22 protein-coding genes and 1 pseudogene are annotated in these 24,003 nt (G+C 40.8%); 14 read left to right on the top strand and 9 right to left on the bottom strand.

Annotated features, from left to right (window positions below):
- Window positions 1-483: pseudogene (locus AABK37_RS06490) on the bottom strand (hypothetical protein); the annotation flags it as partial.
- Between the two features lie 156 nt (window positions 484-639).
- On the opposite strand from AABK37_RS06490, the gene AABK37_RS06485 reads away from it, so the two are divergent.
- A complete protein-coding gene (locus AABK37_RS06485; RefSeq protein ID WP_432550774.1) occupies window positions 640-1,998 on the top strand; it encodes a lipid-A-disaccharide synthase-related protein in 1,359 nt (452 codons plus the stop codon).
- A 113-nt stretch (window positions 1,999-2,111) separates the two neighbouring features.
- Here the strand turns inward: AABK37_RS06485 and AABK37_RS06480 are convergent, their stop codons facing one another.
- The gene (locus AABK37_RS06480) at window positions 2,112-2,834 is read right to left on the bottom strand and encodes a response regulator (protein ID WP_432550773.1); all 723 of its coding nucleotides are present in this window, start codon (window positions 2,832-2,834) and stop codon (window positions 2,112-2,114) included.
- Window positions 2,835-3,155: 321 nt separating this feature from the next.
- Between AABK37_RS06480 and AABK37_RS06475 the strand changes: the two genes are divergently transcribed.
- From AABK37_RS06475 to AABK37_RS06455, 5 genes are all read left to right on the top strand, one after another.
- Window positions 3,156-4,706 (top strand): sensor histidine kinase, encoded by a 1,551-nt coding sequence (locus AABK37_RS06475; protein ID WP_432550772.1) that lies wholly within the window; start codon window positions 3,156-3,158, stop codon window positions 4,704-4,706.
- 352 nt (window positions 4,707-5,058) lie between these two features.
- A complete protein-coding gene (locus AABK37_RS06470; protein ID WP_432550771.1) occupies window positions 5,059-5,490 on the top strand; it encodes a response regulator in 432 nt (143 codons plus the stop codon).
- Between the two features lie 169 nt (window positions 5,491-5,659).
- Window positions 5,660-6,976 carry an ATP-binding protein gene (locus AABK37_RS06465; protein WP_432550770.1) on the top strand — a complete coding sequence of 439 codons (1,317 nt, stop codon included), beginning with the start codon at window positions 5,660-5,662 and terminating at the stop codon, window positions 6,974-6,976.
- A 26-nt stretch (window positions 6,977-7,002) separates the two neighbouring features.
- Window positions 7,003-8,136, top strand: a complete 1,134-nt coding sequence (locus AABK37_RS06460) for a sensor histidine kinase (protein WP_432550769.1) — start codon at window positions 7,003-7,005, stop codon at window positions 8,134-8,136.
- Between the two features lie 261 nt (window positions 8,137-8,397).
- Complete coding sequence (locus AABK37_RS06455) at window positions 8,398-8,835, top strand: DUF2294 domain-containing protein (protein ID WP_432550768.1); 438 nt, start codon at window positions 8,398-8,400, stop codon at window positions 8,833-8,835.
- A 1-nt stretch (window position 8,836) separates the two neighbouring features.
- Here AABK37_RS06455 and AABK37_RS06450 read toward each other — a convergent pair whose 3' ends face one another.
- Window positions 8,837-9,289 (bottom strand): response regulator, encoded by a 453-nt coding sequence (locus AABK37_RS06450; RefSeq protein ID WP_432550767.1) that lies wholly within the window; start codon window positions 9,287-9,289, stop codon window positions 8,837-8,839.
- A gap of 760 nt (window positions 9,290-10,049) precedes the next feature.
- Here AABK37_RS06450 and tsf point away from each other — a divergent pair.
- The 8 genes from tsf to AABK37_RS06410 all read left to right on the top strand — a co-directional run bounded on the left by tsf (window position 10,050) and on the right by AABK37_RS06410 (window position 17,906).
- Window positions 10,050-10,652, top strand: coding sequence for a translation elongation factor Ts (tsf, locus tag AABK37_RS06445; RefSeq protein ID WP_432550766.1), 603 nt, complete (start codon window positions 10,050-10,052; stop codon window positions 10,650-10,652).
- A 56-nt stretch (window positions 10,653-10,708) separates the two neighbouring features.
- Entirely contained in the window at window positions 10,709-11,701 is a 993-nt protein-coding gene (locus AABK37_RS06440; RefSeq protein WP_432550765.1) for an RNA ligase (ATP), read from the top strand.
- A 620-nt stretch (window positions 11,702-12,321) separates the two neighbouring features.
- Window positions 12,322-13,524 (top strand): AAA family ATPase, encoded by a 1,203-nt coding sequence (locus tag AABK37_RS06435; RefSeq protein WP_432550764.1) that lies wholly within the window; start codon window positions 12,322-12,324, stop codon window positions 13,522-13,524.
- Between the two features lie 258 nt (window positions 13,525-13,782).
- On the top strand, window positions 13,783-15,003 hold the full coding sequence (locus AABK37_RS06430) for an AAA family ATPase (RefSeq protein WP_432550763.1): 1,221 nt from the start codon (window positions 13,783-13,785) through the stop codon (window positions 15,001-15,003).
- A 27-nt stretch (window positions 15,004-15,030) separates the two neighbouring features.
- Window positions 15,031-15,891: a GNAT family N-acetyltransferase gene (locus AABK37_RS06425; RefSeq protein WP_432550762.1), complete on the top strand. Its 861-nt coding sequence runs from the start codon at window positions 15,031-15,033 to the stop codon at window positions 15,889-15,891.
- On the top strand, window positions 15,891-16,865 hold the full coding sequence (locus tag AABK37_RS06420; RefSeq protein WP_432550761.1) for a threo-3-hydroxy-L-aspartate ammonia-lyase: 975 nt from the start codon (window positions 15,891-15,893) through the stop codon (window positions 16,863-16,865). The genes AABK37_RS06425 and AABK37_RS06420 overlap by 1 nt, the downstream gene beginning before the upstream one ends.
- 164 nt (window positions 16,866-17,029) lie before the next feature.
- The gene (locus AABK37_RS06415) at window positions 17,030-17,323 is read left to right on the top strand and encodes an antibiotic biosynthesis monooxygenase family protein (RefSeq protein ID WP_432550760.1); all 294 of its coding nucleotides are present in this window, start codon (window positions 17,030-17,032) and stop codon (window positions 17,321-17,323) included.
- A 19-nt stretch (window positions 17,324-17,342) separates the two neighbouring features.
- Window positions 17,343-17,906, top strand: coding sequence for an RNA 2'-phosphotransferase (locus tag AABK37_RS06410; RefSeq protein WP_432550759.1), 564 nt, complete (start codon window positions 17,343-17,345; stop codon window positions 17,904-17,906).
- Window positions 17,907-18,114: 208 nt separating this feature from the next.
- Here AABK37_RS06410 and AABK37_RS06405 read toward each other — a convergent pair whose 3' ends face one another.
- From AABK37_RS06405 to AABK37_RS06380, 6 genes are all read right to left on the bottom strand, one after another.
- The gene (locus AABK37_RS06405; RefSeq protein WP_432550758.1) at window positions 18,115-18,921 is read right to left on the bottom strand and encodes a PEP-CTERM sorting domain-containing protein; all 807 of its coding nucleotides are present in this window, start codon (window positions 18,919-18,921) and stop codon (window positions 18,115-18,117) included.
- 65 nt (window positions 18,922-18,986) lie between these two features.
- Complete coding sequence (modA, locus tag AABK37_RS06400) at window positions 18,987-19,931, bottom strand: molybdate ABC transporter substrate-binding protein (RefSeq protein WP_432550757.1); 945 nt, start codon at window positions 19,929-19,931, stop codon at window positions 18,987-18,989.
- 253 nt (window positions 19,932-20,184) lie between these two features.
- Window positions 20,185-20,928 carry a Crp/Fnr family transcriptional regulator gene (locus AABK37_RS06395; RefSeq protein ID WP_432550756.1) on the bottom strand — a complete coding sequence of 248 codons (744 nt, stop codon included), beginning with the start codon at window positions 20,926-20,928 and terminating at the stop codon, window positions 20,185-20,187.
- Between the two features lie 143 nt (window positions 20,929-21,071).
- Entirely contained in the window at window positions 21,072-22,961 is a 1,890-nt protein-coding gene (gene modB, locus AABK37_RS06390; protein ID WP_432550755.1) for a molybdate ABC transporter permease subunit, read from the bottom strand.
- A 32-nt stretch (window positions 22,962-22,993) separates the two neighbouring features.
- On the bottom strand, window positions 22,994-23,776 hold the full coding sequence (modA, locus tag AABK37_RS06385) for a molybdate ABC transporter substrate-binding protein (RefSeq protein WP_432550754.1): 783 nt from the start codon (window positions 23,774-23,776) through the stop codon (window positions 22,994-22,996).
- Window positions 23,742-23,969 carry a hypothetical protein gene (locus AABK37_RS06380; RefSeq protein ID WP_432550753.1) on the bottom strand — a complete coding sequence of 76 codons (228 nt, stop codon included), beginning with the start codon at window positions 23,967-23,969 and terminating at the stop codon, window positions 23,742-23,744. Before AABK37_RS06380 ends, modA (AABK37_RS06385) begins: the two co-directional genes overlap by 35 nt.
- Between the last annotated feature and the right edge of the window lie 34 nt (window positions 23,970-24,003).

Below are 24,003 nucleotides of genomic sequence, written 5' to 3'. Positions count from 1 at the left end.
TCCGCCTCCTCCGCCTTGTCCTCCTCCGCCTCCTCCGCCTTGTCCTCCTCCGCCTCCTCCGCCTTGTCCTCCTCCGCCTCCTCCGCCTTGTCCTCCTCCGCCTCCTCCGCCTTGTCCTCCTCCGCCTTGTCCTCCTTGTCCTCCTTGTCCTCCTTGTCCTCCTTGTCCCCCTCGTCCCCCTCGTCCCCCTCGTCCCCCTCGTCCTCCTCGTCCCCCTGTCCCCTTGTCTCCTATCCCAACCTCTTGTGTTACGACTACAGTTGAATTATTATTAGCCGGAGTTTGGGAAAATTGTTGGACGACTACCGTTTCTGGGGATGCAATTGCCTTTATCGGTGCAGGTGTATTTTCTTGCGTCACCGGCACTACTAAGCCGGCTTTTTCCGGCTGAGTCGGAGTTATAGAAGGTGCAGCTATTGCTTCAGTAGGGTTGCTAGTCGCTAAGGTAGCTAAAGTCAAAATTGCGGCAGAAGAAACTTGCATGTTTTTAGCCTGATTACCTGGGAGTTAGTTTGTACTTTTATACTGAGGTTCGGCAATGGGAATAATACTAACTTCCAGCTTCCACGCCGATGATTGATACTCCCATTCACCCCTCTTGCCCAAACAGACAGTTAATTATGAGTTTTTGTTTCTATTATGAGCGATCTACCTAGGTTATCCCTAGCTTTAAATTCGACAGCTACAACTTCTGCCTTGCGTTTACTTGTTTTAAGTAATGGTCATGGAGAGGATGTAATTGCTGTCCGTATTTTACAAGAACTCCAGCAACTATCCAATCCTGCTGATATCTTCGCTTTGCCTATAGTGGGTGAAGGACATGCTTATCAACAGTTGAATATTCCCCTGATTGGTTCAGTACGTGTTATGCCTTCTGGTGGCTTTATTTACATGGATGGACGGCAATTAGTCCGAGATGTACGCGGTGGTTTAGTGCAACTTACCCGCAGTCAAATTAAAGCGGTACGTACTTGGGTAAATTTGCAAAAGAAATCAGGTAATAAAAGCGCTATTTTAGCTGTGGGGGATATTGTACCGCTGTTGTTTGCTTGGGGAAGCGGTGCTGACTATGCTTTTATCGGCACGGCAAAATCAGAATATTATGTGCGGGATGAAGTCGGGTTACTGCAACGCAAATCAAAAGCTGCACGTTGGGAAAGTTTTTCCGGTTCAGTTTATCATCCTTGGGAACGTTGGTTGATGAGTCGTCCCCACTGCAAAGCGATATTTCCCAGAGATTCGCTAACTACGGAAATCTTAAAAAAGTGGTCTATTCCTGCTTTTGATTTGGGGAATCCGATGATGGATGGACTTGAACCCAGCTTTCCTCAAGGACGATTTTATGGTGGTGATGCTGAACAAGAAGAAATAATTCGTCCGTTGATTGTGACTCTTTTACCTGGTTCTCGTCCACCAGAAGCTTATGCGAATTGGCAACAAATTATGGTTGCAGTTGCTTCAGTGATGGAAATCTCAAAACGCGATTACCTTTCACGCACTGAAACTATGGTGTTTTTAGGTGCGATCGCATCCAGCTTAGACTTGAACATTTTATCTCAATCTCTACTATCTCAAGGCTGGCATCTTTACTCAGAATCTCCGGTGCAAATTTCTGATATTAATGCCTTGACTTTTAAATCAAAAAATGCGTATATTATTTTGACTCAACAAGCTTATAACGACTGCTTGCATTTAGGAGATTTGGCGATCGCAATGGCAGGGACAGCCACAGAACAATTTATCGGCTTGGGAAAACCTGCGATCGCCATTCCGGGAAATGGTCCTCAATATAACTTTGTATTTGCGGAAGCACAAAGCCGTCACTTGGGGTCATCTTTGATTTTAGTAGAGCAAGCGGCGCAAGTTGGTTCAGTTGTGCGATCGCTTTTTAACGATCCAGATAAACTTCAGGCGATCGCTGACAATGGCTTGCGACGCATGGGTAAACCTGGGGCAGCACGACGTATTGCTCAGTGTTTGCAGGAACGGTTGGGGTAAGCAACTTATTTACAGCAATAACACTAAAAATCACGGTTTTTGAGCCTGCGTAGGCAGGCTTTGTTTGTATAGCTTCACCCTTCTAGGGTGTAGGTGCAACATATTAGATACGATTATGCTACTAAACCGGAACGCAAGGCGCGAACTGCCGCTTGAGTACGGTCATCGGCGCAGAGTTTGTTTAAGATGTTGCGAACGTGGGTTTTAACTGTCCCGACTGTGATATAGAGTTTTTCGGCAATCTGCCCGTTGCTACAACCGGCAACAATCAACTCTAGGATTTCTAATTCTCGTTGAGTTAGTGGGTAGGTTTCTAAAACTTGCTCGTATTCAGTCTCTAATGCTTCAATTTTGACGGTCTTTGGCTGACTTGCCTGTGGGTTATCTTCTGGCAGACCTTGGCGCATTTGCCGCAATACGACGTTGGCGATCGCTGGATCGATCCACGAGTTACCTTCGTAAGTCGCTTGGATCGCTTCCATTAATCTATCAATGCTGGTATCCTTCATGTAATATGAGTCTGCACCTGCCGCAAAAGCAGCTAGCACTGCATCCTCTGAATGTTCCATTGTCAAAATGAGGATCTTCGTTCCTTGGTCTGCTGTCTCTTCTTGGAAACTTCTAAACTTTCTCGTCAGTTCAATTCCATCCATGTCCGGCAAACCAATATCCACTACTGCCACATCCGGCTTACTGGTTTGCAAAAGTTTCAGTCCTTGGGTAGCATTTGGCGCTTCGCCAATCACTTCAAGCCCGCTATGAGACTGTAATGCCGCCCGTAGTCCCATTCTTGTTAAATCATGGTCTTCAATGAGAACTATTCTAATTTCGCTCATAGCTATACCCACTTTCTCCTGATTATATATATTAATTTACGACCTTTCGCGATCTATTTATCTTAATTTCAAAACTTAAGATAGATGATATTTTTACCAACATGCATCCACCGATAGAAATAATTGGTTTTTCTTTTTATTCTTGCATAAAAGCAAAAATCTAGCCTGGGATATATAGCTATTTTACGAATAATTGCTCAATATTAAGACGAACTGAAATTTGTACAGCTTCATCATGACTTATAAAGCAGTAATTAATAGTATTCAATAAAATAGCGTTCATCTGCAAAAAAAGATAAAAAAGTATGATTTTTCACCAAAATGAACAAATCAGAGTCGGTGGAAGCAGATATACCAAGTAAAGTCTGCTTTCGTACCATTTTTGACCAGACTTCTCAATTTATCGGATTAATCAAGCCGGATGGCATTGTTGTTGAAGTCAATCAGACGGTGTTAAAGTTTGCCGGACTCACCAGCGCGGAAGCGATCGGGCGTTTTTTTTGGGAAGTGCGTTGGTGGACGATTTCTCCCCAAACTCAAAGACAATTACGAGAAGCGATCGCACTCGCAGCAACAGGAGAATTTGTCCGCTACGAAGTTGATATACTCGGTGCAGACGATAACATCATAACCATCGACTTTTCGATCAAGCCGATAAAAAACGAAACTGGTCAAGTAACTTTGTTAATCTCAGAAGGTAGAGATATTAGCGAAGCCAACGCAGAACTAAAGCGACGTGTGGCTAAAGGAAATCAAGCACTACAAAAAAGCGAGCGTCGTTGGGAAACTTTCGCCAAAATTTCCCCTGTCGGCATCTACCGTACAGATTTATCAGGAAATTATCTTTATGTCAACGAGCGCTGGTGTGAAATTAGCGGAATTACATCAGAAAATGCTTTAGGAAAAGGCTGGCGATGTACAATTCCCCCAGAAGACTTAGAGCGGATAGATTCGGAACTACAACAAACAAGTCAAGATGCTTTGCCCTTTGAGTGTGAATTTCGCTTCATCCATGCAGATGGGAAAACAACTTGGGTGTTGTCGCAAGCAGTAGCGGAAACTAAAGATGATGGCACGGTAGTTGGCTATTTTGGCACGGTAACAGATATTAGCGAACGCAAACAATCAGAATTAGCTCTCAAACAACGAGCTTCAGAATTAACTAGTTTGACAACTATTTTGGCGCAAACAACCGCACTTTTACAAAAGCAAAATCAAGAACTTGACCAATTTGCTTATGTGGCGTCTCATGATTTGAAGGCACCTTTACGAGCGATCGCCAGTCTATCAGAATGGATTGAAGAAGACTTGGCAGATCAACTAAGAGAAGAAAATCGCCATCAAATGCATCTGTTGCGCGGAAGAGTGCAAAGAATGGAAGGACTGATCAACGGTTTATTAGAATATTCTCGCATTGGGCGCGTACAAACAGAATCTTATGAAGTAGATGTTGGTGAATTGATAAAAGAAGTCATTGATTTACTTGCACCACCGCTAACTTTCAACATCGAAGTTGCTGAAGAAATGCCCACTTTCAGGACGAAACGATTACCCTTACAACAAGTATTTTCTAACTTAATAGGCAATGCAATCAAGCATCATCCGCGAATGGATGGTCACGTAAAAATTTCTGTTGCAGAACGCTCATCCTATTACGAATTTGCTGTAGCTGATGATGGTGCTGGTATTGCCCCAGAATATCACGAAAAGATTTTTGCTATCTTCCAAACTCTGCAATCCCGCGATCAAAAAGAAAGTACCGGCATTGGTTTGGCGATCGTCAAAAAAATTGTGGAAACGCAAGGAGGTACGATTACTTTAAAGTCGCAAATAAATGCCGGAAGCACTTTTTATTTTACCTGGCAGAAGTAGAAAGAGTTAAAAGTTAGGAGTTTGGAGTTTGGAGTTTTGACAACTTATTCGTAAATTTTTGAGGAAAACTGCTTAAATTTCGAGCAACAAAACTTTAAATGTAACTCTCACCAATGGCTGAGGACAGGCGATCGCTCGTTCATTTACAATGGGGTGGAGCTTACAGGTTGCCGTATTTTATGATACGCTGTTTTCCATCACTATCCTTAGAGATAATCATTCTCAATGTGAGAATTGCTAATAGTTGTATTGTTTGCAGTAAACAGCGAATAATTAACTATATCCTCCAAGGCGATTTATGGTAAATATACTAAAGTATAATTTCTGACCTTGCTAATTTATATCCAAGGAAATGACAGAAAACGTGATTAATATACTACTAGTGGAGGATGACGAAGTTGATGTAATGAATGTGCAGCGGGCATTCAAAAAAATTAATATCACTAACCCAGTTTACGTGGCGACAAATGGAATAGAAGCGCTCTCGATGCTACGAAGCAGTAAAGGTGAACCACCGCAAGTCCCCGCTGCGCGACGCTTAATTTTATTGGATTTGAATATGCCGAAAATGGGCGGAATTGAATTTTTAGTTGAATTACGCTCTGACCCTCAATTGAAACCTACTCCTGTGGTTGTGATGACAACTTCCAACCAGGATCAAGATAGAGTGGAAGCATACAATTTCAATGTAGCTGGGTATATACTTAAACCTGTAACGTTTACGAATTTTGTCGAATTAATGGCAACACTCAATAAATATTGGACATTATGTGAAATGCCATAAAAAAAATTTACCATCAGGTAGATTTTGGATTTGAGATTGGTTAAAAGTTAACAGTTATCAGTTTCTGCCAATGTAAAAATTTAAAATATAAAAGATAAAATTCCCGTGCTGGATTTGAAAATATAAATGTTATAGATGAACCTTTATTTGAAAGCGATAACTCAAGCCGATGGAAGAAACGCTCTCAATTTTACTAGTAGACGATGACATAGTGGATCGCATGGCAGTGCGTCGCGCTTTGACAAAAGCAGGTGTGCGGATGGAACTGTCGGAAGTAGAAGACTGTGAAAGTGCGATCATTGCCCTAAACGATAATAGCTATGACTGCGTTTTTCTCGACTATCGTCTACCAGACCAAGATGGCTTAACGCTGATCCAAAGAATACGAAGAGCAAAAATCAAAGTTCCCTTAGTAGTTCTTACCGCTCAAGGAGATGAGGAAATCGCTGTGGAACTGATGAAAGCTGGTGCTACAGATTATCTGCCTAAGTGTAGAGTATCCCCAGAAATTTTGGCGCAAGTTCTGCGAAATGCCATCCGGGTTTATCGGGCAGAAATGCAGGTAGCCTTGGCAGACAGACAGATCCGCGAAACTAACGAGGAATTGATTCGGAAAAACTATGAACTAGAAAAACAACGCCAACAAATTCAGTTACAAAACCTGAAGTTATTAGAAGCATCGCGGCTGAAAACTCAGTTTTTAGCCACAATATCTCATGAATTGCGGACACCCCTAAATGCGATCATCGGGTTTTCGCAATTATTGCTGCGTCCCAAAGGTGGGGAAATTACGCTTCAGCAAAAAGATATGGTGCAGCGAATCTTAAATAATGGCAAAAATTTACTGGTGCTGCTGAACGAAGTTCTCGATTTTTCCCATTTAGAAGCAGGAGGGATACAGTTAAAACCAGGAATCTTTGATTTATCAAAGATAGTTAATGCCACAGTTGCAGAAATGCGTTCTCTAGCAGAAGCCAAAAAACTGACGGTGCTGGTTCAAAATCAGTTGCAAAACCCGATGGTGTTTAATGACTCAGTGCGCGTGCGACAGATTATCACGAATTTGCTTTCAAACGCGATTAAATTTACAGAGTCTGGCAATATTTGGATCGATATTAAAGAAATAGGACCAAATCAAGTAGCGATCGCCATTCGCGATACAGGTATTGGTATCGCTGCGGAAGATTTAAATCATATTTTTGAAGCATTCCGGCAAGTCGATCAATCCACCACCCGCAAATATCCTGGCACAGGTCTGGGTTTGGCAATTATAGATTCGCTGGTGCAAATGATGGACGGCAAAATTATTATTGAAAGTAAATTGGGTCATGGTTCAATGTTTCGCATTGAAATACCACGTCAAATATCATTCTTGAACAAAGACGAAAATCCCACAGAACCGAGATTAAATAATCAAAATAACCAAAATTATCAGTATCCTCCGCAAAACGAAACTTCGCTGAGATACCGAAACCAAAAACTCTAAAATTCCTTTAAAAAAGTCGGGAAGTCATGTCTGTTGTTGAAACTTTAAAAATTGACCGTATTCTCGCTGTTGATGATACTCCAGATAATCTCATCCTCGTTCAGACGATTTTAGAAAGTGAAGGATTTGAGATGGATTTAGTCGCAGATGGGGTAACTGCTTTGCAGCAAATTACAGAATCACCACCAGATTTGATTTTGCTCGATGTGATGATGCCGGGAATGGATGGATATGAAGTCACACGGCGCATACGTAGTAACACGGCATTGCCTTATATTCCGATTCTGCTAATTACAGCTTTTACTGAATCTAGCGTTGTTGAAGGTTTGGATGCGGGAGCGGATGATTTTATTAGAAAACCATTTGATACAGATGAGCTACTGGCAAGAGTGCGATCGCTTCTACGTCTAAAACACAGTCTTGACGAACAACAAAAAATGGCACGTCAGCGAGAAGATTTTGTTTCGCGGATGACGCATGATTTGCGAACTCCGTTAGTAGCATCGGATCGAATGTTGAATTTATTTCAGCAAGAGATTTTCTGCAAGATTTCCCCAGAAATGAAACAAGCGATCGCTGTGATGATTCGCAGCAACCATAACTTGACGCAGATGGTGAACAATCTGCTAGAAGTTTATCGAATTGAGGCTGGTAAAAAGACCTTGAATTCCGAAATTTGCAATTTACCAGAAATGCTAACTGAAGTAGTTGAAGAATTAAATCCTATTGCTAACGATAAAGGCTTAACTTTAAAAATAGATACTAGCGGTTTGGAAAAAGCCAGTGAAAATGCTGGTATAGTTACAGGCGATCGCTTAGAATTGCGGCGCGTTTTTAGCAACTTAATCGGTAACGCCATCAAGTTTACAGATTCAGGAGGGATAGAAACTCGTATTTTTGAAGCCGCAGAGAATAACGGGAAAAATTTGGTAACAATTGAGATAGAAGATACTGGTTATGGGATAGCTGCCGAAGACCAAGCAACAATTTTCGAGCGCTTTCGACAAGGTAGAAATAAACGCGCCGGTAGCGGTTTGGGACTGCATTTATCCCGTCTGATTGTCGAAGCACATGGAGGAACGATTGAGCTTTTCTCTGAAGTAGGTAAGGGAAGTGTATTTACTGTGCGCTTACCAAAGCAAAGTCAATTGAGCAATTAGTCATTAGCTATATCTAAAATTACCAATCGAATAAACCAGGAGACGGATAAAAAACGAGTGAGAAATACTACATTTGGACGCTGACTTTTGGCAGTGGCTATTACTATAATAACCACAGTTGCAACTAAAGTACTCAATTTAATTACATCGTAAGAGCGCACTACTGCTGATAACTCAGAAAGTAATCAATAATAAATAAAAGTAGATCGCAATACTTTTTGGCTTAACGGTAGTTGTCTAAATCTTTACCGAAAACAACACATGACGACAACATCAACTCCAACCCGTGGACAAATTCAAAGAACACTCGCGCAGCGTATCCAAGCTTTGTACCGCGAGCAACTAGGACATCAGCCGAGTAAAGTTACCTGTCAGTTATCCGATAGCAGTCTTACCATCATACTGGAAAATTCTATCACTCAACCAGAGCAGTTACTAGCACAAACCGGTCGAATTGAACTTGCAGAACAAGTACGAGCTGATTTAGATGAAGCAATTCAACCTCAACTCAAAACACTAATTGAAGATATATTAAATGTCCAGGTAGTTGAACTACTTAGCGATGCCACACTAGAGACAGGACGCACAGGAATTATAGCTTTACTGACCGATACCCCAAATATTCGCAATTCCCCTTTAACTTCCAAGACTAAAAAAAAGACAACAGATAAAAGCGATAGTGAGACATCTGCTGAATAAACTATTGCTGTAGGTCAAAACAAAATTCCGGATTTAGCTTTTTACCCAAGACTTTGCAAATCAGCGCTTCTAGGTCTTCAATCATGTAAGGCTTGCTGATATAATCATCAAAGCCTGCCATGAGGATGCGTTCTCGTTCCTCCGGGCTTGCTAAAGCTGTAACTGCTATCACCGGAATTTCACAAGTTAGCGGTTCTTTTTTTAGATAACGTACTACATCAATACCACTCAAACCAGGTAACAAAATATCCATCAGTATCAAGTCTGGCTGATACTCTTTCGCTACAAGTAGCGTTGAATAACTGTCTGTTTGACAAATGAGTTTACAACCAAGTGACTCCAGGGTATAGGTAATCAGCATTAAATTATCATCGTTGTCTTCCACCGCCAAAACCAAAGGCTGCGGATACTTGGGCTTCTTTTCTTCACTAATCAAAGAACGTGCCAAATCCATATCTTCTCCAGAAGATGATATTGAACATCGTAGTTATAACAGACAACAGCGGAGGCATCAAGAGAGCGATCCTAGAGCGCTCATTCAAGACTGGCTCTTGTTTCGACCTTCAAAGTTGATAATCTTTGCTCACTCAACACATGCACGAGGAAAGAATATATCTAACTGACAAAGCGATCGGACACTTCTTGATTATATGAGATAAATGTAAAGAATGATAGCACTCAGGTGAGAAAACGTTAATAAATTTAATTATAATTTTACATTATACCACTTTATTACATTTTTATCAAAGAAAATTAACCTACTTTGTAGTCAGCACTTCAGTCCTTATAGCGGTTATTGGTTGAGTCCAATACACTCGTAGGGGCACGGCAATGCCGTGCCCCTACACGCGACGATAGAACAATGCAATTGCATCCAACTAAGAACGGCTATATTTCTTCTTTGCTGCAATACCAGAAGAGTAAAAATTACCATCCACCCCCTTGACATCTTTGTATTACACTTGTAGTATAAAGATAGCGATAAACAAAAGCATCATATATTTCTAAGTTAGACAAAAGCCACATGACTGGTTAGCGATCGCAGATATAAGGAAATTTCCGAAAAACTGGGTAAAGAAAACCTTTATCCTTGTGCTTGGTGGATGTTCCTTTCTAAAAATGCTGTCGTAATAGTGGCAGATATGATATACGCAAATACTATTTTTATAAATTATGACTTATTTTACTTGCGTCTTTAAATAGGAGGCAAAATCATGGAAATATCTGCAAAACTTGTCAAAGAACTGCGGGAAAAAACTGGCGCGGGGATGATGAGTTGTAAAAAAGCGCTCATAGAATGTAATGGTGATATGAATCAAGCGATCGCCTGGTTGCGGCAAAAAAGTATGGTATCTACTATCACAAATCGCATTGCAGCAGAAGGACTGATTGAAAGCTACATTCACACTGGTGGTAAAGTCGGTGTGTTGGTAGAAGTCAATTGCGAAACTGATTTTGTTAGTCGCAGTCCGGAATTTCAAATCTTGGCAAAAAACATCGCCATGCAAATTGCGGCTTGTCCAAATATTGAGTACGTGAACATAACAGATATTCCCGTTGAAGTTGTCGATAAAGAAAAAAAAATCGAAATGGGACGGGATGACTTGGCTAATAAACCAGAAAATATCAAAGCCAAAATTATTCAAGGACGGATTGAAAAACGTCTAAAAGAAATGTCTTTGATGAATCAGCCTTACATTCGTGACCAAAGTATCACGGTAGAAGAACTGGTGAAACAATCTATATCTAAGTTTGGTGAAAATATCCAAGTTTCTCGTTTTGTTCGCTTTCTACTAGGCGAAAAAATCGAAAAGTAGTACCGCATTTAGTAGGGTGGGATTTTCTCACTCTGCTTTCAACCATGAGGTGAACCATGAGCATATTTAAAGTTGAAGTAGTCAAAATAAGCAGCGTTAATCCTCACCCCAATGCTGATAGGCTAGATATTGCTATGGTTGAAGGAATGGCGTATCAGGTTATCACCGCCAAAGGTAACTTCAAGATTGGAGATTTAGCATTTTACTTTCCGATTGATAGCGTAATTCCATCTTCGTTTATCGATGAATTTGGCATTGGCAACTACTACTCTAAAAAACTGCGTGCGGCTAAATTGCGAGGAATTTTTTCTGAAGGTTTGCTGATTCCAGTAGGTGATAATTTTACAGTCAACGTTGGAGATGATTATACCGAGTATTTTGGTGTAACTAAATACGAATACCCAATTCCTCGCGGAATGAGTGGAGAAATGGAAAGCCCGATTGGACACTATAAATTCCCCAGTCCAGAGAATTTAAAGCGTTACAAAGATGTGTTAATTGAAGGTGAAGAAGTAGTAGTCACAGAGAAGCTGCACGGAACTAACTTCACCGTCTTAGTTGATGTTGATGGCATAATAAAAGTTGGCAGTCACAATTACTTTTGGAAAAATAGCGAAGCGAATAAAACTCTAGTTTACATCAGAGCATACAACGAAAATGAAGCTTTGCATAAGGTTCCACCAAATACTCAGGTTTTTGGGGAAATCTACGGCGTACAAGATATTAAATACGGCTTGAACAATGGCAAAATGAAAATTGCTTTATTTGCTGTACGTCGCGATGGAAAATTCCTAAATTACAGTGATTTTGTGGATTTTTGTGAAGAATTTAATTTACCGCGAGTGCCTTTACTTTATATTGGTGCTTACAGTTGGCAGGCGGTGTCTCAGTTCAATAATGCTGATAGTGTCACAAGTCAAAATTGCATGATGGAAGGTGTTGTTGTGCAACCAATAGTTGAGAGAACGCATCCAGAAATCGGTAGAGTAGTGCTGAAATTAATAAGCGATCGCTATCTACTTCGTCAAGATGGAACTGAACTACATTAATAATAAATATAGCAGTCCTATTTGATTTGCGAAAAAGACTTGAATTAACGAACCGCAGAGAACGCAGCGAAAAGTCTGAGCGGAGGAAACCTCCGTTCGCGAAGCGTTGCCGCAGGCATCAGACCTTTTCAAGAGAGAGGACACAGAGGAAAGAAAAGAGAGAAATTTTTACGCTCTTATTTGAGATTCCTATACCAGGTTAATATCGCTTGAAGAATCACTATAATTAGAAAGTGATAAACTATAACTTGGCGATATACCTGTGCTGTTGTAATTACAAATCAAGAAAAATCACTTAAAATTGAACTGCTTGCGTGCCATAATAGTCGCGCATCTTACATAGAGAAGCGAGTCAGCACCCAAAACCTGCAAGGTAAGCTTAGAAGTAGGGTGCCGTACTGTCCTCCTAACGCACCCTACCTGAATTTTATGTTTAATTAGGTTGAACTGCTTATCCTTGTTCATCATTTGTGTACAAACTCCCCAGCGGAGTTTTTTCTTCTGTGATAGACAATCAAAGTGGCAACTTGCACTTATTGTAGTTTATAGTACAAGAAAACTTTTTTCCCGTCTCCTGCATTACAACAGAACTACTCAACCACTGCCGCACAACTGAAAATATGGATTTTGATTATTTTAGACACAATGAAGGCACTCCAACGAATAACAATCGTCAAAGCTTACTTGCTAGCGGTTGGCGTCCGTTTAATCGAGAGTTTGATTGGGGCTTTTTGTGGCATTTGTTGTATACCGACGCAGGGGAATTAACTCAAAAAAGTTTGAATTTAGCAAGTAATATTGCTGATAATTTGGGACGGACTAATTATGCTTGGTGGGCTAATATATTAAATGTTGTTTCTGATAATACGCGCTACGAAATAGAAAAACTTTGGAATTACATCACACCTGAACCTAGCTCACCAGATCATCGTTATAAAGATGTTTTAAGTACAGAAACGCCCATTGTTCAATTTGTCAGCCGCAACAGTATCCCGATTGATTACGTTCTAAATAGACTTCAAGAAATTACTGTATTAAGAGTTTTAGAATTATTAGGTCGTCCGGATATTATTACTCAATATTATTTAGAACGAGATTTTTATTTTCCGGTGGAACGATTTTCTAATTGGGAACGCTTAGATGTGATAAATACAGTTTATGCTTACTGGTCTAAGTATGACGTTTGGCTGCAAATTGACCCTTACGATCGCGGAAGACGACAGTATACTTTAATGGCAAAAAAATTAACGCCATTAATTAATAAAGCAACTTTCGACTTAGCAATGATGCTGAGTGGATATCAAAGTCGTGTGGGTAAGGTTCACAGTCAATTTCCGATCCGCACTTTTCCACAAGATATCCAAAGTTTTACAGATTCAGTACAGCAAGCGGTTCTCAATCAAAAGCAGCTAGCAGTTTTAGTACACGGTGAACCGGGTACAGGTAAAACTGTATGGACGCAAGCTGTAGCTAAAGAAATTCTTGTGCCTTTAGGATATGTGATTTTTATTTTAGATCACGATGCGATCGCTAACTTTGTCCCACCCACATACTTAGAAAGAATTTGTATTATTATCAACGAAGCTGATAATTTAGCACAAGACCGTGCCAGTGAAGTAGCGCAATACAATAATAAAACGGAACATATTCTTAGCTTGCTGGATGGCACTTTATACCAAAGTGTAATTGATGAATCTGGTATTCAGATGCAACAGCGTTTGGTCATCTTGATGACTTGCAACACAACTGAAAGATTAGACCCCGCAATGTTACGTAAAGGAAGGATAGATTTGATGTATAAGTTTGAGCAAAAATTTGTTTAAGCCTAATTTACTGACACTTAAATAATATTAATTCTCAGGAATTCGTCCTAGATGTCTTGTAGATAATCTCCAAGATTAGGGAGCATCCCAATTTTGTCGCCGACACCCTAGAAGGGTGCGGCTATACGTACAAAGCCTGCCTTCACAGGCTGTAAGATTTTAGCCTGCGAAGGCAGGCTTTGTTTGTGTAGCTCCAGGCTTCCAGCCTGCGGGCGACCGGGTACTGATTATCATCCCACAACCAGGGACTAAATAAACGTGAAAATCCAACAATTGATTACAGAAGCACTTAGCCTTCCTAATAATGCGATCGCTTATCATGTCAGTCAACAATTAGCCGCGCTTTATCCCGAAAAAGCACTGGTAGAAGGTAGCGATTCTACATTTAATTTAGAGAAGTACGCAGAAGCAAACTTTTGCTTTCTTCACCAGCAAACATCCATCCACAACCAGATTCTCACAAGCTGGGATGGAATGGAAAAGAAAATTGACAATTATACCGAAAATGCTAACTTCGAGGTGATATGGCAAGGGCATAAAATCGACGTACTTTTAATCAGTTGGCATGAAGGTTATTGTAAAATTCGCTATTACTGGATTTTAGCTGATAGCAAAGAGATTGCCGAAAGCTTTTTTACTGCTGTTTGTGATTGGAACTCAGAAATTCGCGACGAAGTTTTAGTATTTGAAGATGGTTACTGGGCAAAAAATCCGGAACTATTTCAAGCAATTAAAAATGCAACTTTTGAGAATCTGATTTTGCATGGTACTCTCAAACAAGACATTCAAGACGACTTGACAAACTTCTTTGCATGTCGCGAAACTTACGCAGCTTATAATGTTCCTTGGAAGCGAGGAATTTTGTTTATCGGTTCCCCAGGAAATGGCAAGACGCACACAGTAAAAGCATTAATTAATAAAATGCAGCAGCCTTGCTTGTACATTAAAAGCTTTAAGTCAGAGTATGATACTGATAGCGAAAACATCCGTAAAGTCTTCAAACAAGCACGACAATCTGCTCCCTGTATTTTGGTTTTAGAAGATATTGATTCTTTATTAACTGATGAAAATCGCTCTTTCTTTTTGAATGAACTTGACGGTTTCGCGTATAATGAGGGAATTGTCACGCTGGCGACAACCAATCATCCAGAAAAATTAGATTCAGCAATTCGCGATCGCCCCAGTCGTTTTGACCGCAAGTATCATTTTGAACTGCCAGATATCACTGTACGACAAGCTTACATAGAATTTTGGAACAATCGCCTGCAAACTGCAATGCGTCTATCTGAAGATGTTTTAAATCAGATAGTTGCAATGACAGATGGCTTTTCTTTCGCGTACTTGAAAGAACTATTTCTCTCTTCTATGATTCGCTGGATGGGAACTATGGAAGCTGGAGCGATGGAGAAAATTATCATTTCTCAAGTTGCTATTTTGCGAGAACAAATGAGTAGTGGAAATAAAGGAGGGGCGGGGTAACCCCGCCCGTACAAAAGAAAAGGTAAAATGAAAGTCTATCGATATCAGGATGCAAATCAATTTTATGACCGGGTAAAAGATTACTTGCTCAGAGATGAAGCACTTCATAACCGGCTGCTTGTACTTTGCCACAGCTTGATTCACAATCCCGAAGCCTTCGAGGAAAAGCCACTTTTAGCAACCGTGGAAGTTGAGGGAGATATCGTTGCAGTAGCAATCAGAACACGACTTCGGAACTTGCTATTGTCCAAGATACAGGATTTTGGGGCAATAGAGGCAATTGCTCAAAATTTACACCTCACAGAAAATTCATTAGCGGAAGTCAATGCTCCCAATGCTGAGGCAAAAGCCTTTGCAGAAACTTGGCGATCGCTTACCAGTCAATCTTACGAAATAAAAATGGCGCTGCGTGCTTTTCAATTGAAACAAGTTGAGAAGATTTCTCAAGCAACCGGTGAATTACGTCAAGCGACTGAGAGCGATACTCTTACAGAGTCACTCCGTGAACGCGAATTGCTGATCGATTGGTTTGAAGCTTTTGTAGTGGAAGCTTTGGGTATTGCTGCGACAAATACAGAACGCGCTGTGGAGCGTCATTTACAGCGAGGTACTGCTTACCTTTGGGAGGATGAAACCCCCGTCTCAATGGCTTGTCATGTTGGGATAACGCCCAACGGTGCGGCAATTAGTGTAGTGTACACACCGCCGGAACACCGTCGCAAGGGTTACGCTAGTTCTTGTGTCGCAGCTTTAAGCCAGATTTTACTATCTCGCGGACACAAATACTGCTTTTTGTTTACCGACTTGGCAAACCCGACTTCTAACCATATTTATCAGGCGATCGGTTATCAATCGGTAGGAGATTTGTATGATTGTTCTTTTCTATAATGCTAAAGCATAATTCTATCACTATAACTGACGTACAAGCAGCTGCAAAACGTCTTGCGGGAATTGCCCATCGTACCCCAGTTCTAACTTCCAGAACTGTTAATCAACGCATCAACAGCCAAGTATTTTTCAAATGCGAAAATTTTCAACGCACTGGATCTTTTAAATTTCGAGGTGCATATAATGCGCTGTCGCAACTATCGGAAACACAAAAACAAAAAGGTGTTTTGACATTTTCATCTGGAAATCACGCTCAAGGAATCGCCTTAGCTGGAGAATTACTCAACATTCCTACCACAATTGTAATGCCTGATGATGCACCCGCCGTCAAACAAACTGCTACACGCGGTTATGGTGCTGAGGTGATTCTATATAATCGACAGCAAACCAACAGAGAAGAATTAGCCCAAACTCTAGTAAAAGAAAGAGGTTTAACACTCATTCCGCCTTACGACCATCCTGATATAATTGCCGGACAAGGTACAACAGCTTTAGAACTAATTGAAGAAGTTGGTGAATTGAACTTGCTATTAGTTTGTTGTGGGGGTGGTGGATTACTTTCCGGTTGTGCGATCGCCACCAAAGCACTTTTACCAAATTGTCAAGTAATTGGTGTAGAACCACAACTTGCCGACGATGCTACACGCTCATTTCATAGCAAAATTTTACATACTGTAAACAATCCTAATACGATTGCTGACGGTGCGCGTACTCCCAGCTTGGGTAAAATAACTTTCCCGCTAGTGCTGCATTATGTTGATAATATGGTGACAGTATCGGAAGAAGCAATTCTTCGCACCATGTTTTTCTTATGGTCACGTTTGAAAATTGTCGTTGAACCCACCGGAGTGTTAGCAGCAGCAGCTTTATTAGAAGGTATAGTAACAGCACCAGAGGTAAAAATTGGTGTCATCATCAGCGGTGGAAATGTCGATTTAGCGCAAATTGGTAAACTGTTTTCAGGAGGATTTTAATTAGGTGGTGGATATTCCCAGACTATATAAATATAAAGAACAACTCTGCGTCCCTTAGCGCTGACTCTGTGTTCCTACCCTGCGGGAACGCCTAACGGCGAATGCGTTGAAAAAAACTTTGACGCATAGCTATACTTAATATAAAGACTTTTTTACATAAAATCATGATTACTTTTGTGAATGTTTTCACCGTTTTACCAGAAAAGCAAGAAGATGCTTTCCTCAATATCCAAAAAGTCTACATGGATGTTGTGAAACATCAGCCAGGATTCGTTTCTGCCAAGTTACTTGTAAGCGATGATAAGACAAGAGTCACTGCGATCGCTAATTGGCAAAGCGAAGCCGATTTGAAAGCCATGAGAGAAACTCCAGGCTTTAAAGATTTGCACAATCCCCAATTTTATCAAGCCATTGTTTCTAACGATGGTCATGTATACAGTACTGTGGTAGACGTTTAGGCGCAGTTCTCACCTTAATATGGACAATTCTCGTCTGGTAAAAATCAGCAAATATCTCAGCAAACATCTACGACATCAACCAGAAAGAATTGGCATTACCCTTTCTCCTGGTGGTTGGGTTGCTGTCAATAAACTATTAGCAGCTTGCAAAAAATATCAGTTTCCTATCAGCCGCGACGAGTTGGATTTAGTCGTAGAATATAACGACAAACAACGCTTTTCCTTTGACTCTACAGGCACTCTCATTCGAGCTAACCAAGGACACAGTGTAGAAGTCGATTTGCAGCTAGAAGCTGTTGTTCCTCCTGATGTACTTTATCACGGTACGGGACACAAAGCCGTTGAATCAATTCTCCAAACCGGACTTTGTAAAATGTCGCGCCATCATGTCCATCTTTCAGCAGATATTGTTACCGCGACAGCTGTTGGTGCAAGGCACGGTAAACCGATAGTTTTTGCTGTAAATACTAAGGCAATGTATCAGGCAGGTTACGAATTTTACTGTTCTGATAATAATGTTTGGTTAGTAGATAATGTACCACCATTATATCTACAAAACATCAAAAAAATTGAGTTTTGTTAACATTTATTAGTTATGTGTTACGAGAGAAAAATAAGTTCATAACTAATTGATAAAGTAATAGCAAGATTCTTGATGGACTAGAAAATGAACATTATTGCTTGGATTATTCTCGGTCTTATAGCCGGAGCGATCGCCAATCTCGGATCGAGTACATAAAGCAGCGTTTGCCCAACCGAAAAACCTTAACTTGATAAACACATAACCGCAATTAAGAGCGCTTTCTACGCAGTCCCCAAACCATGACACTACATGTCCCAATTAGAAAGAAACCAGATGATGGTTCGGGAACTCTCGTAACTACCAACGAGAGATTATCTGCATAAGCATCATTTACCCGTCCTCTTACATAATTTCCATTTAGCACCACATTGATTGACTTTGTACCCACAGGTACAACCCCTTTATTAGACTGAAAAAACAAGCCTGTCTTATTATTTCTCTGCTCTGGAGTTGGCGAAATAATACTAGCTTTACCTAAAGACTTATTATCCTGACCGAGGAAACTAATATCTAATTGTGCGCTATCTAAATCTGTTGTATATCCACCCAACCAACCACTCAAGTTAAATGCACCTTTACCCTTATCAATAATAGACGCAATATCAGCTACATTGATTAATTGCGAAGCACTAGAAGAACCTCTATCACCTCCACCATAAAAGAGATTTTTGCCGCGATTTACCGGTCCTGGAGAAGTAGCATCAGGAAGTCCACCAACGCTTACGGGTTGACCAGAAGGGGTGGTAAAATCGAAACCTTTAGCTCCATATTGCAGCACGCTGAAACTACCAGTTGGAGTCCAGCCAGGAATAGCAGGTATACTAGCTCCAACTGCATTACCGATTGGATCTCCTTGTCCTTGTTCCGCATCACCATTAACAATTAAATTTTTGTTGAGTGTACCAGCATAAATTGGACTAGAAAGTAGCAGACTAGATGAAATTCCTGCTATTAAGGTTACACCAATCTTGACTATCAAATTCTCAAAGGTATTTTTAAGTTTTAGCTGATTCATAGATAATTAATTCTCCTTAAATAACATATTCAACAGAACACCAAATCTTTCGCGTAAAAACTTACTCAGATGTTAATGTTAACTTTGACTTGCTGCTTTTTAGAAGCTACTAATTTTTTCTGCAAAGCAAAGGCAACACTCACAGCTAAGATAACCCCACCCACTCCTTGAGATTCAGGAACAGAAGTAGATTTTTCTGCACTCGTAAATCCATACTTTAATAAAACCTTTTGTCCATCAGGTGACAGAATATATTTTGCCAACTTATCACCGTCCGGGCTAGCATTTTTGAGGACTGTCAAACCATACTTAGCTCTGACTGCTAAGTTATCTGGCAATTCCACAATTTGCAAATCTGAGGCAATGTCACGGGCAGCAAGACCACTCGTGTAGTAAGCTAAAAAGACATCTGCCTGTTGGGTTTCTTTAAGGAAGTAAACTAAGCTATTTTTTCCATCAGGAACTATGGGAGCGTTAGGATTACCACCTACCAATTGCAAAGCTTTGTTATTGAGAATGTCATAGTTACCTGGTTTAATATTGTCAGCTTTGCGGAATATCTCTTGAGCATAGTCTCCAGAAGGATCTTTTATCGGTGTTGAAGTTCCCAATTTAATCTGAGGGTTGAGCAAATAATCTAGTAAATTACCTGAAGTTACTGATAACCCTGGTTTAACAATTGCAACCAAACGGTTATCAATAAAGTTGACTACAGGTTCACTCAGACCTTTATCATATAATTGCTGAGGATTACCAATATCTGCGCTAGCAAAAACATCAGCTGACGATCCTTCGCTGAGTTCTTTTTCTATACGTTCGCGAATTAAACCAGAAGGACCAGATACTTGTGTAACAGGAATTCCAGTTGTTTTGGTAAAATCGCTGCTAACCTCTTTAAGAGCATTGCCCAAACTGCCTGCATTGTACAAAACAGCAGCAAAAGCTTGATTGGGAAGCATGACACTACAAACGCAAGTAACCAAGGATACAGCAAAAAGATGCTTGTTCATATTTTTTGGGTAGATGTAAGCTCGTTATTAGTCAGTAAATTTTCTACAAGCCTTTTGAATGCATGAACTATCAACACTACTGAACTATGTTTGTGTATGAACCCTGATACATACGTGCTTTTTCGGATACATACAACTCTACCAACAATATTGGAAAAAATCAATTTATCTTACGTGTTTAATTGGCAACTTTACAAAAACTTCATGATTGCAAAAAATCTTCATTTTCTACCGCTTAAGTTGGTAAAATGATTTAAGTGATACAGTTTAGTCTGCCAACTTCTGCTTTGTGTGGCATAGCCAGAATTATTTTTCTTTTATGCCTTTGCAACTTTCCTTCATCCTCAAACTGCTGTAAAACGCGGGTAACTGTCACACGAGTGGTATTGAGTACATCTGCTATTTCTTGATGGGTGATACCTAGTTCAATTAATTTTCCTTGTTCTAACTCACGACCAAATTTGTTGCTTAACCACAGCAAAAATTGCCACACACGGATAGATACCCGCTTGCAATTGATAATACAAATTAGCTCCTCTACTTGCTGAATGTGAGACAACAAAGCGTCTATATTTTGATGCAAGACCTCAAAGGGAACGATACTTGCTTCTACAGCATTCAAGCATTCTAGATGGTAAGGTTGGACTTTAGATAGCGGATAGCCAACTATATCCCCAACTCCCCAATAACCTAAGGTCGTAGATTTTCCATCTTCGTCCCAGGTTGAGGCACAAACTATTCCCCGTTCTATTCTATAGAACACGCTCGGTTCTAGTGGAATAAGTTCACCACGTTCAAAAAAGTACTGTTTTACAAGTGTAGGGGTTTCAGAAAAAGTAGACAAAAATGGCACAAGCGTTCGTTTACTAGATCCACAAGTCCCCACGACCAAATCGGATGTTCGCGCTTGCGTCTTTGGATGAGAAGGCTGTCCATTTTTGTTCGGCATCGGACTTAGGGTAGATTTTGCCTGGATGGGTATTGCAGTTTCGAGCATTCTTCTTACCAAAATTGTAGGTAATAAAAGATTTAAATGATTAATATTATTTATTCTGTAAATTTCGATACTTATTGCTCTTGACGTTTGGGAAAACGAAGTTCCCCTTGCTCCCCTGCTCCCCTGCTCCCCCTCCTCTTCCCCTACCCTTCCCCGGACATCAGAAGAAGTCGCATCGAGTCTAAATGAACATACCAAGGGAAAGGTTGGTCTTTGAGCGTCGCCCATTTCTCTTTGAATACTTCGGCTTGTAAATCATAATCTTGATTATTTGTAGAAGACGAATGCAGCTTCAAAAACAACGTCATCCGGTGCGGTGTTTCGACAGTTCTTACCAACCAGCAAGGAAATGTATTTTCAGCCTTTGAGTCGTTCTTAAAGGTGATATGATGGGCGCGAATACCTACAAAGGATAACTCGTCTGGAATTGGTTCAATTACTCGTAGCCTACAACCCCAGTCAACAGCCTCAATTAGTTCGGGTGTAAGAGCGCGAGCCTCGGAGAAGTTCTTACATCCGGTGAGTTTAGCAACGCTAACTGTGGCAGGATGCTCAAAAATTTCGTATTTTGAGCCATAATGAACTGCTTGTCCTTTGTCCATCACCAACAAATTTGGACAAATTCGGTAAGCTTCTTCCAAATTGTGAGTCACAAATAAAGTGGTTCCCTGGTAATCTGCTAGGGTAGCAATCATTTGCTGTTCTAGTTGACTCCGCAAGTGAGTATCTAATGCTGAAAACGGTTCGTCTAAAAGTAAAGCTTCTGGTCTAGAAGCTAAAGCTCTAGCTAATGCGACTCGTTGCTGTTGTCCGCCAGAGAGTTGCTGCGGATAGCGATCGCCTAATCCTTGCAATTGTACATCGAAGAGTTGAGCCTCTACTTGCTGCTTCACTGCTGTAGAAGATAACCCCTTCGGCAAACCAAAGGCGATGTTTTGCGCTACCGTCATGTGTGGGAAAAGAGCGTAATTTTGCACTAAAAAACCAATACGGCGATCGCGTGCAGGTAAATTAATTTTTCGTTCCGCATCAAATAATACCCTTCCATTTAAAACAATCCGCCCCCAACTCGGTGTTTCTACCCCCGCCAGACAGCGTAAAATCATACTCTTACCAGCCCCAGAACCCCCCAACAATCCCAAAGGTTCCTTGTCAGCACTGAATGATACCTTCAACTCAAAACCAGCAAGCTTTTTCTCGATATCAACAAAAAGTCCAGAATCTGTGGAGTGGGGAGTGGGGGAGTGGAGGAGTGGAGGAGTGGGAGAGTGGGGGAAGCGTGCTGTGGGGGAAGAATTACCCCCTTGTCTTCCTTGTCCCCCTGTCCCCCTGTCTTTGAGTCCCCCCCTCTCCCTCTCCCCCCCTCTCCCCCTCTTCCCCCTTGCTTCCTGCCAAATATTCACCGCAATAATCCCAGATAGGGAAGTAGCCATAATTATCAGTGACCAAAGCCAAGCTTCGTTATTATCTCCCGCTTCCACAGCAAAATAAATTGCTAATGGCATAGTCTGCGTTTGTCCGGGAATATTGCCAGCTAACATCAAAGTAGCTCCGAATTCGCCTAAAGCACGGGCAAAAGCCAGCGTTGTCCCGGCTAAAACTCCCGGAAGTGATAAAGGTAACATGATGCGCCAAAACATCGTCCATTGGGAAGCACCAAGGGTTTTGGCTACTAAAAGGAGGTTTTGGTCGATTTGTTCAAAAGCTCCTAGTGCTGTTCTATACATTAAGGGGAAAGAAACAACTGTGGCAGCGATCGCCGCACCATACCAATTAAAGACGATGCTAAAGTTAAACTTATCCAAAAATTGCCCAGCCGGACCATATTTGCCAAAAAACATCAGCAATAAAAAGCCAACGACTGTCGGAGGCAAAATCAGCGGAGAGACGAAGATTCCCTCAATCAGCGATTTGCCTTTACCTCGGTATCCCAACATCCAATAGGCAGCGGCAATACCGACAAAAAAGGTAATAATTGTGGCAAGTAAAGAGGTTTTCAGGGATATCCACAAAGGCGTTAAATCGAGGGGCATAATTCACTTTATGAGTTTAATTACATTTAGTTTTATGAACCTGTAGCCAACGTAAATCCTTGATTTTCAAATGTAGTTTTGGCTTGATTGTTAGAGAGAAATTGCACAAAATCCTTGGCAGCATCAGCATTTTTGCTGCTTTTCAGAACTGCAACTGGATAAACAACGCTTTTATGGGTATTTTCAGGTGCTGTCTTGACAATTTTTACTTTGGGAGAACTTTTAGCGTCTGAGAGGTAAACGATACCAGCATCAGCGTTACCTGACTCAACATAATTGAGTGCTTGACGAACATCCTTCGCGTATACAGCTTTCGGTTTAACTGCATCTAAAATTTTCAGTGCAGTTAGAATTTGTTGGGCATATTCTCCAGCGGGAACACTTTTAGGTTCACCCAAAGCAATTTTTTTCACACTCGGTTTTGTCAAGTCCTTGAAGTCAGTTACTTGTGTAGATTTTTGCGGAACAACCAACACCACCTGATTTTTCAACAAATCTTTGCGGGTTCCCTCTAACAAAAGACCTTTTTTATCTAAAGCGTCCATTTGTTTGGTTGCAGCAGAAATGAATACATCAACCCCTGCACCCTGTTCAATTTGTTGTTGCAGCGCACCAGAAGAACCAAAATTATATGTCAGCTTTACATTTGGCTTTTCCTTGGTATAGCTTTGCTGAATTTGCTGCATCGCATCTTTTAAGCTAGCGGCTGCTGATATAGTTAAAGTTGCCGACTCAGGAGCTGCACTTGTAGTCGCTCTTGGGTTAAGCGTCGTTGTAGAATTACAACCGACGACCAGTAGCAACGATAGAAACATCCAACTGATAAAAGAAAAAATTCGTATCTTGCTCATTACCAGCTTCTAAAAATCTTGTTATTTTATCAAAACTACCAACTAGTTTACCTACTAATTTGGCAAAAAATTGCAATGAGAGAAAATATCTAGAAATTAGGATGTCTTTTAACTCAAGGTGAATTCGACGAACCTCTCCCCGCTTTTTGCAAAGCAAAAAGCACCCCTCTCCGTGTAGGAGAGGGGGAAAT

This window comes from Tolypothrix sp. VBCCA 56010 (genome assembly GCF_050875635.1).
In the GTDB taxonomy this organism is placed as follows: Bacteria; Cyanobacteriota; Cyanobacteriia; order Cyanobacteriales; family Nostocaceae; genus Hassallia.
The sequence above is the reverse complement of the archived record's forward strand: the minus strand, read 5'-3'. Positions and strand labels throughout refer to the sequence as shown.

Coding starts and splice junctions, on each gene's coding strand:
- AABK37_RS06485 (WP_432550774.1), top strand. CDS start 640: ATGAGCGATCTACCTAGGTTATCCCTAGCTTTAAATTCGACAGCTACA.
- AABK37_RS06425 (WP_432550762.1), top strand. CDS start 15,031: ATGAAAGTCTATCGATATCAGGATGCAAATCAATTTTATGACCGGGTA.
- AABK37_RS06455 (WP_432550768.1), top strand. CDS start 8,398: ATGACGACAACATCAACTCCAACCCGTGGACAAATTCAAAGAACACTC.
- AABK37_RS06435 (WP_432550764.1), top strand. CDS start 12,322: ATGGATTTTGATTATTTTAGACACAATGAAGGCACTCCAACGAATAAC.
- AABK37_RS06410 (WP_432550759.1), top strand. CDS start 17,343: ATGGACAATTCTCGTCTGGTAAAAATCAGCAAATATCTCAGCAAACAT.
- modA (WP_432550754.1), bottom strand. CDS start 23,776: ATGTTTCTATCGTTGCTACTGGTCGTCGGTTGTAATTCTACAACGACG.
- AABK37_RS06450 (WP_432550767.1), bottom strand. CDS start 9,289: ATGGATTTGGCACGTTCTTTGATTAGTGAAGAAAAGAAGCCCAAGTAT.
- AABK37_RS06460 (WP_432550769.1), top strand. CDS start 7,003: ATGTCTGTTGTTGAAACTTTAAAAATTGACCGTATTCTCGCTGTTGAT.
- AABK37_RS06475 (WP_432550772.1), top strand. CDS start 3,156: ATGAACAAATCAGAGTCGGTGGAAGCAGATATACCAAGTAAAGTCTGC.
- AABK37_RS06480 (WP_432550773.1), bottom strand. CDS start 2,834: ATGAGCGAAATTAGAATAGTTCTCATTGAAGACCATGATTTAACAAGA.
- AABK37_RS06395 (WP_432550756.1), bottom strand. CDS start 20,928: ATGCTCGAAACTGCAATACCCATCCAGGCAAAATCTACCCTAAGTCCG.
- AABK37_RS06465 (WP_432550770.1), top strand. CDS start 5,660: ATGGAAGAAACGCTCTCAATTTTACTAGTAGACGATGACATAGTGGAT.
- AABK37_RS06405 (WP_432550758.1), bottom strand. CDS start 18,921: ATGAATCAGCTAAAACTTAAAAATACCTTTGAGAATTTGATAGTCAAG.
- AABK37_RS06440 (WP_432550765.1), top strand. CDS start 10,709: ATGAGCATATTTAAAGTTGAAGTAGTCAAAATAAGCAGCGTTAATCCT.
- modB (WP_432550755.1), bottom strand. CDS start 22,961: ATGCCCCTCGATTTAACGCCTTTGTGGATATCCCTGAAAACCTCTTTA.
- AABK37_RS06420 (WP_432550761.1), top strand. CDS start 15,891: ATGCTAAAGCATAATTCTATCACTATAACTGACGTACAAGCAGCTGCA.
- modA (WP_432550757.1), bottom strand. CDS start 19,931: ATGAACAAGCATCTTTTTGCTGTATCCTTGGTTACTTGCGTTTGTAGT.
- AABK37_RS06470 (WP_432550771.1), top strand. CDS start 5,059: ATGACAGAAAACGTGATTAATATACTACTAGTGGAGGATGACGAAGTT.
- tsf (WP_432550766.1), top strand. CDS start 10,050: ATGGAAATATCTGCAAAACTTGTCAAAGAACTGCGGGAAAAAACTGGC.
- AABK37_RS06415 (WP_432550760.1), top strand. CDS start 17,030: ATGATTACTTTTGTGAATGTTTTCACCGTTTTACCAGAAAAGCAAGAA.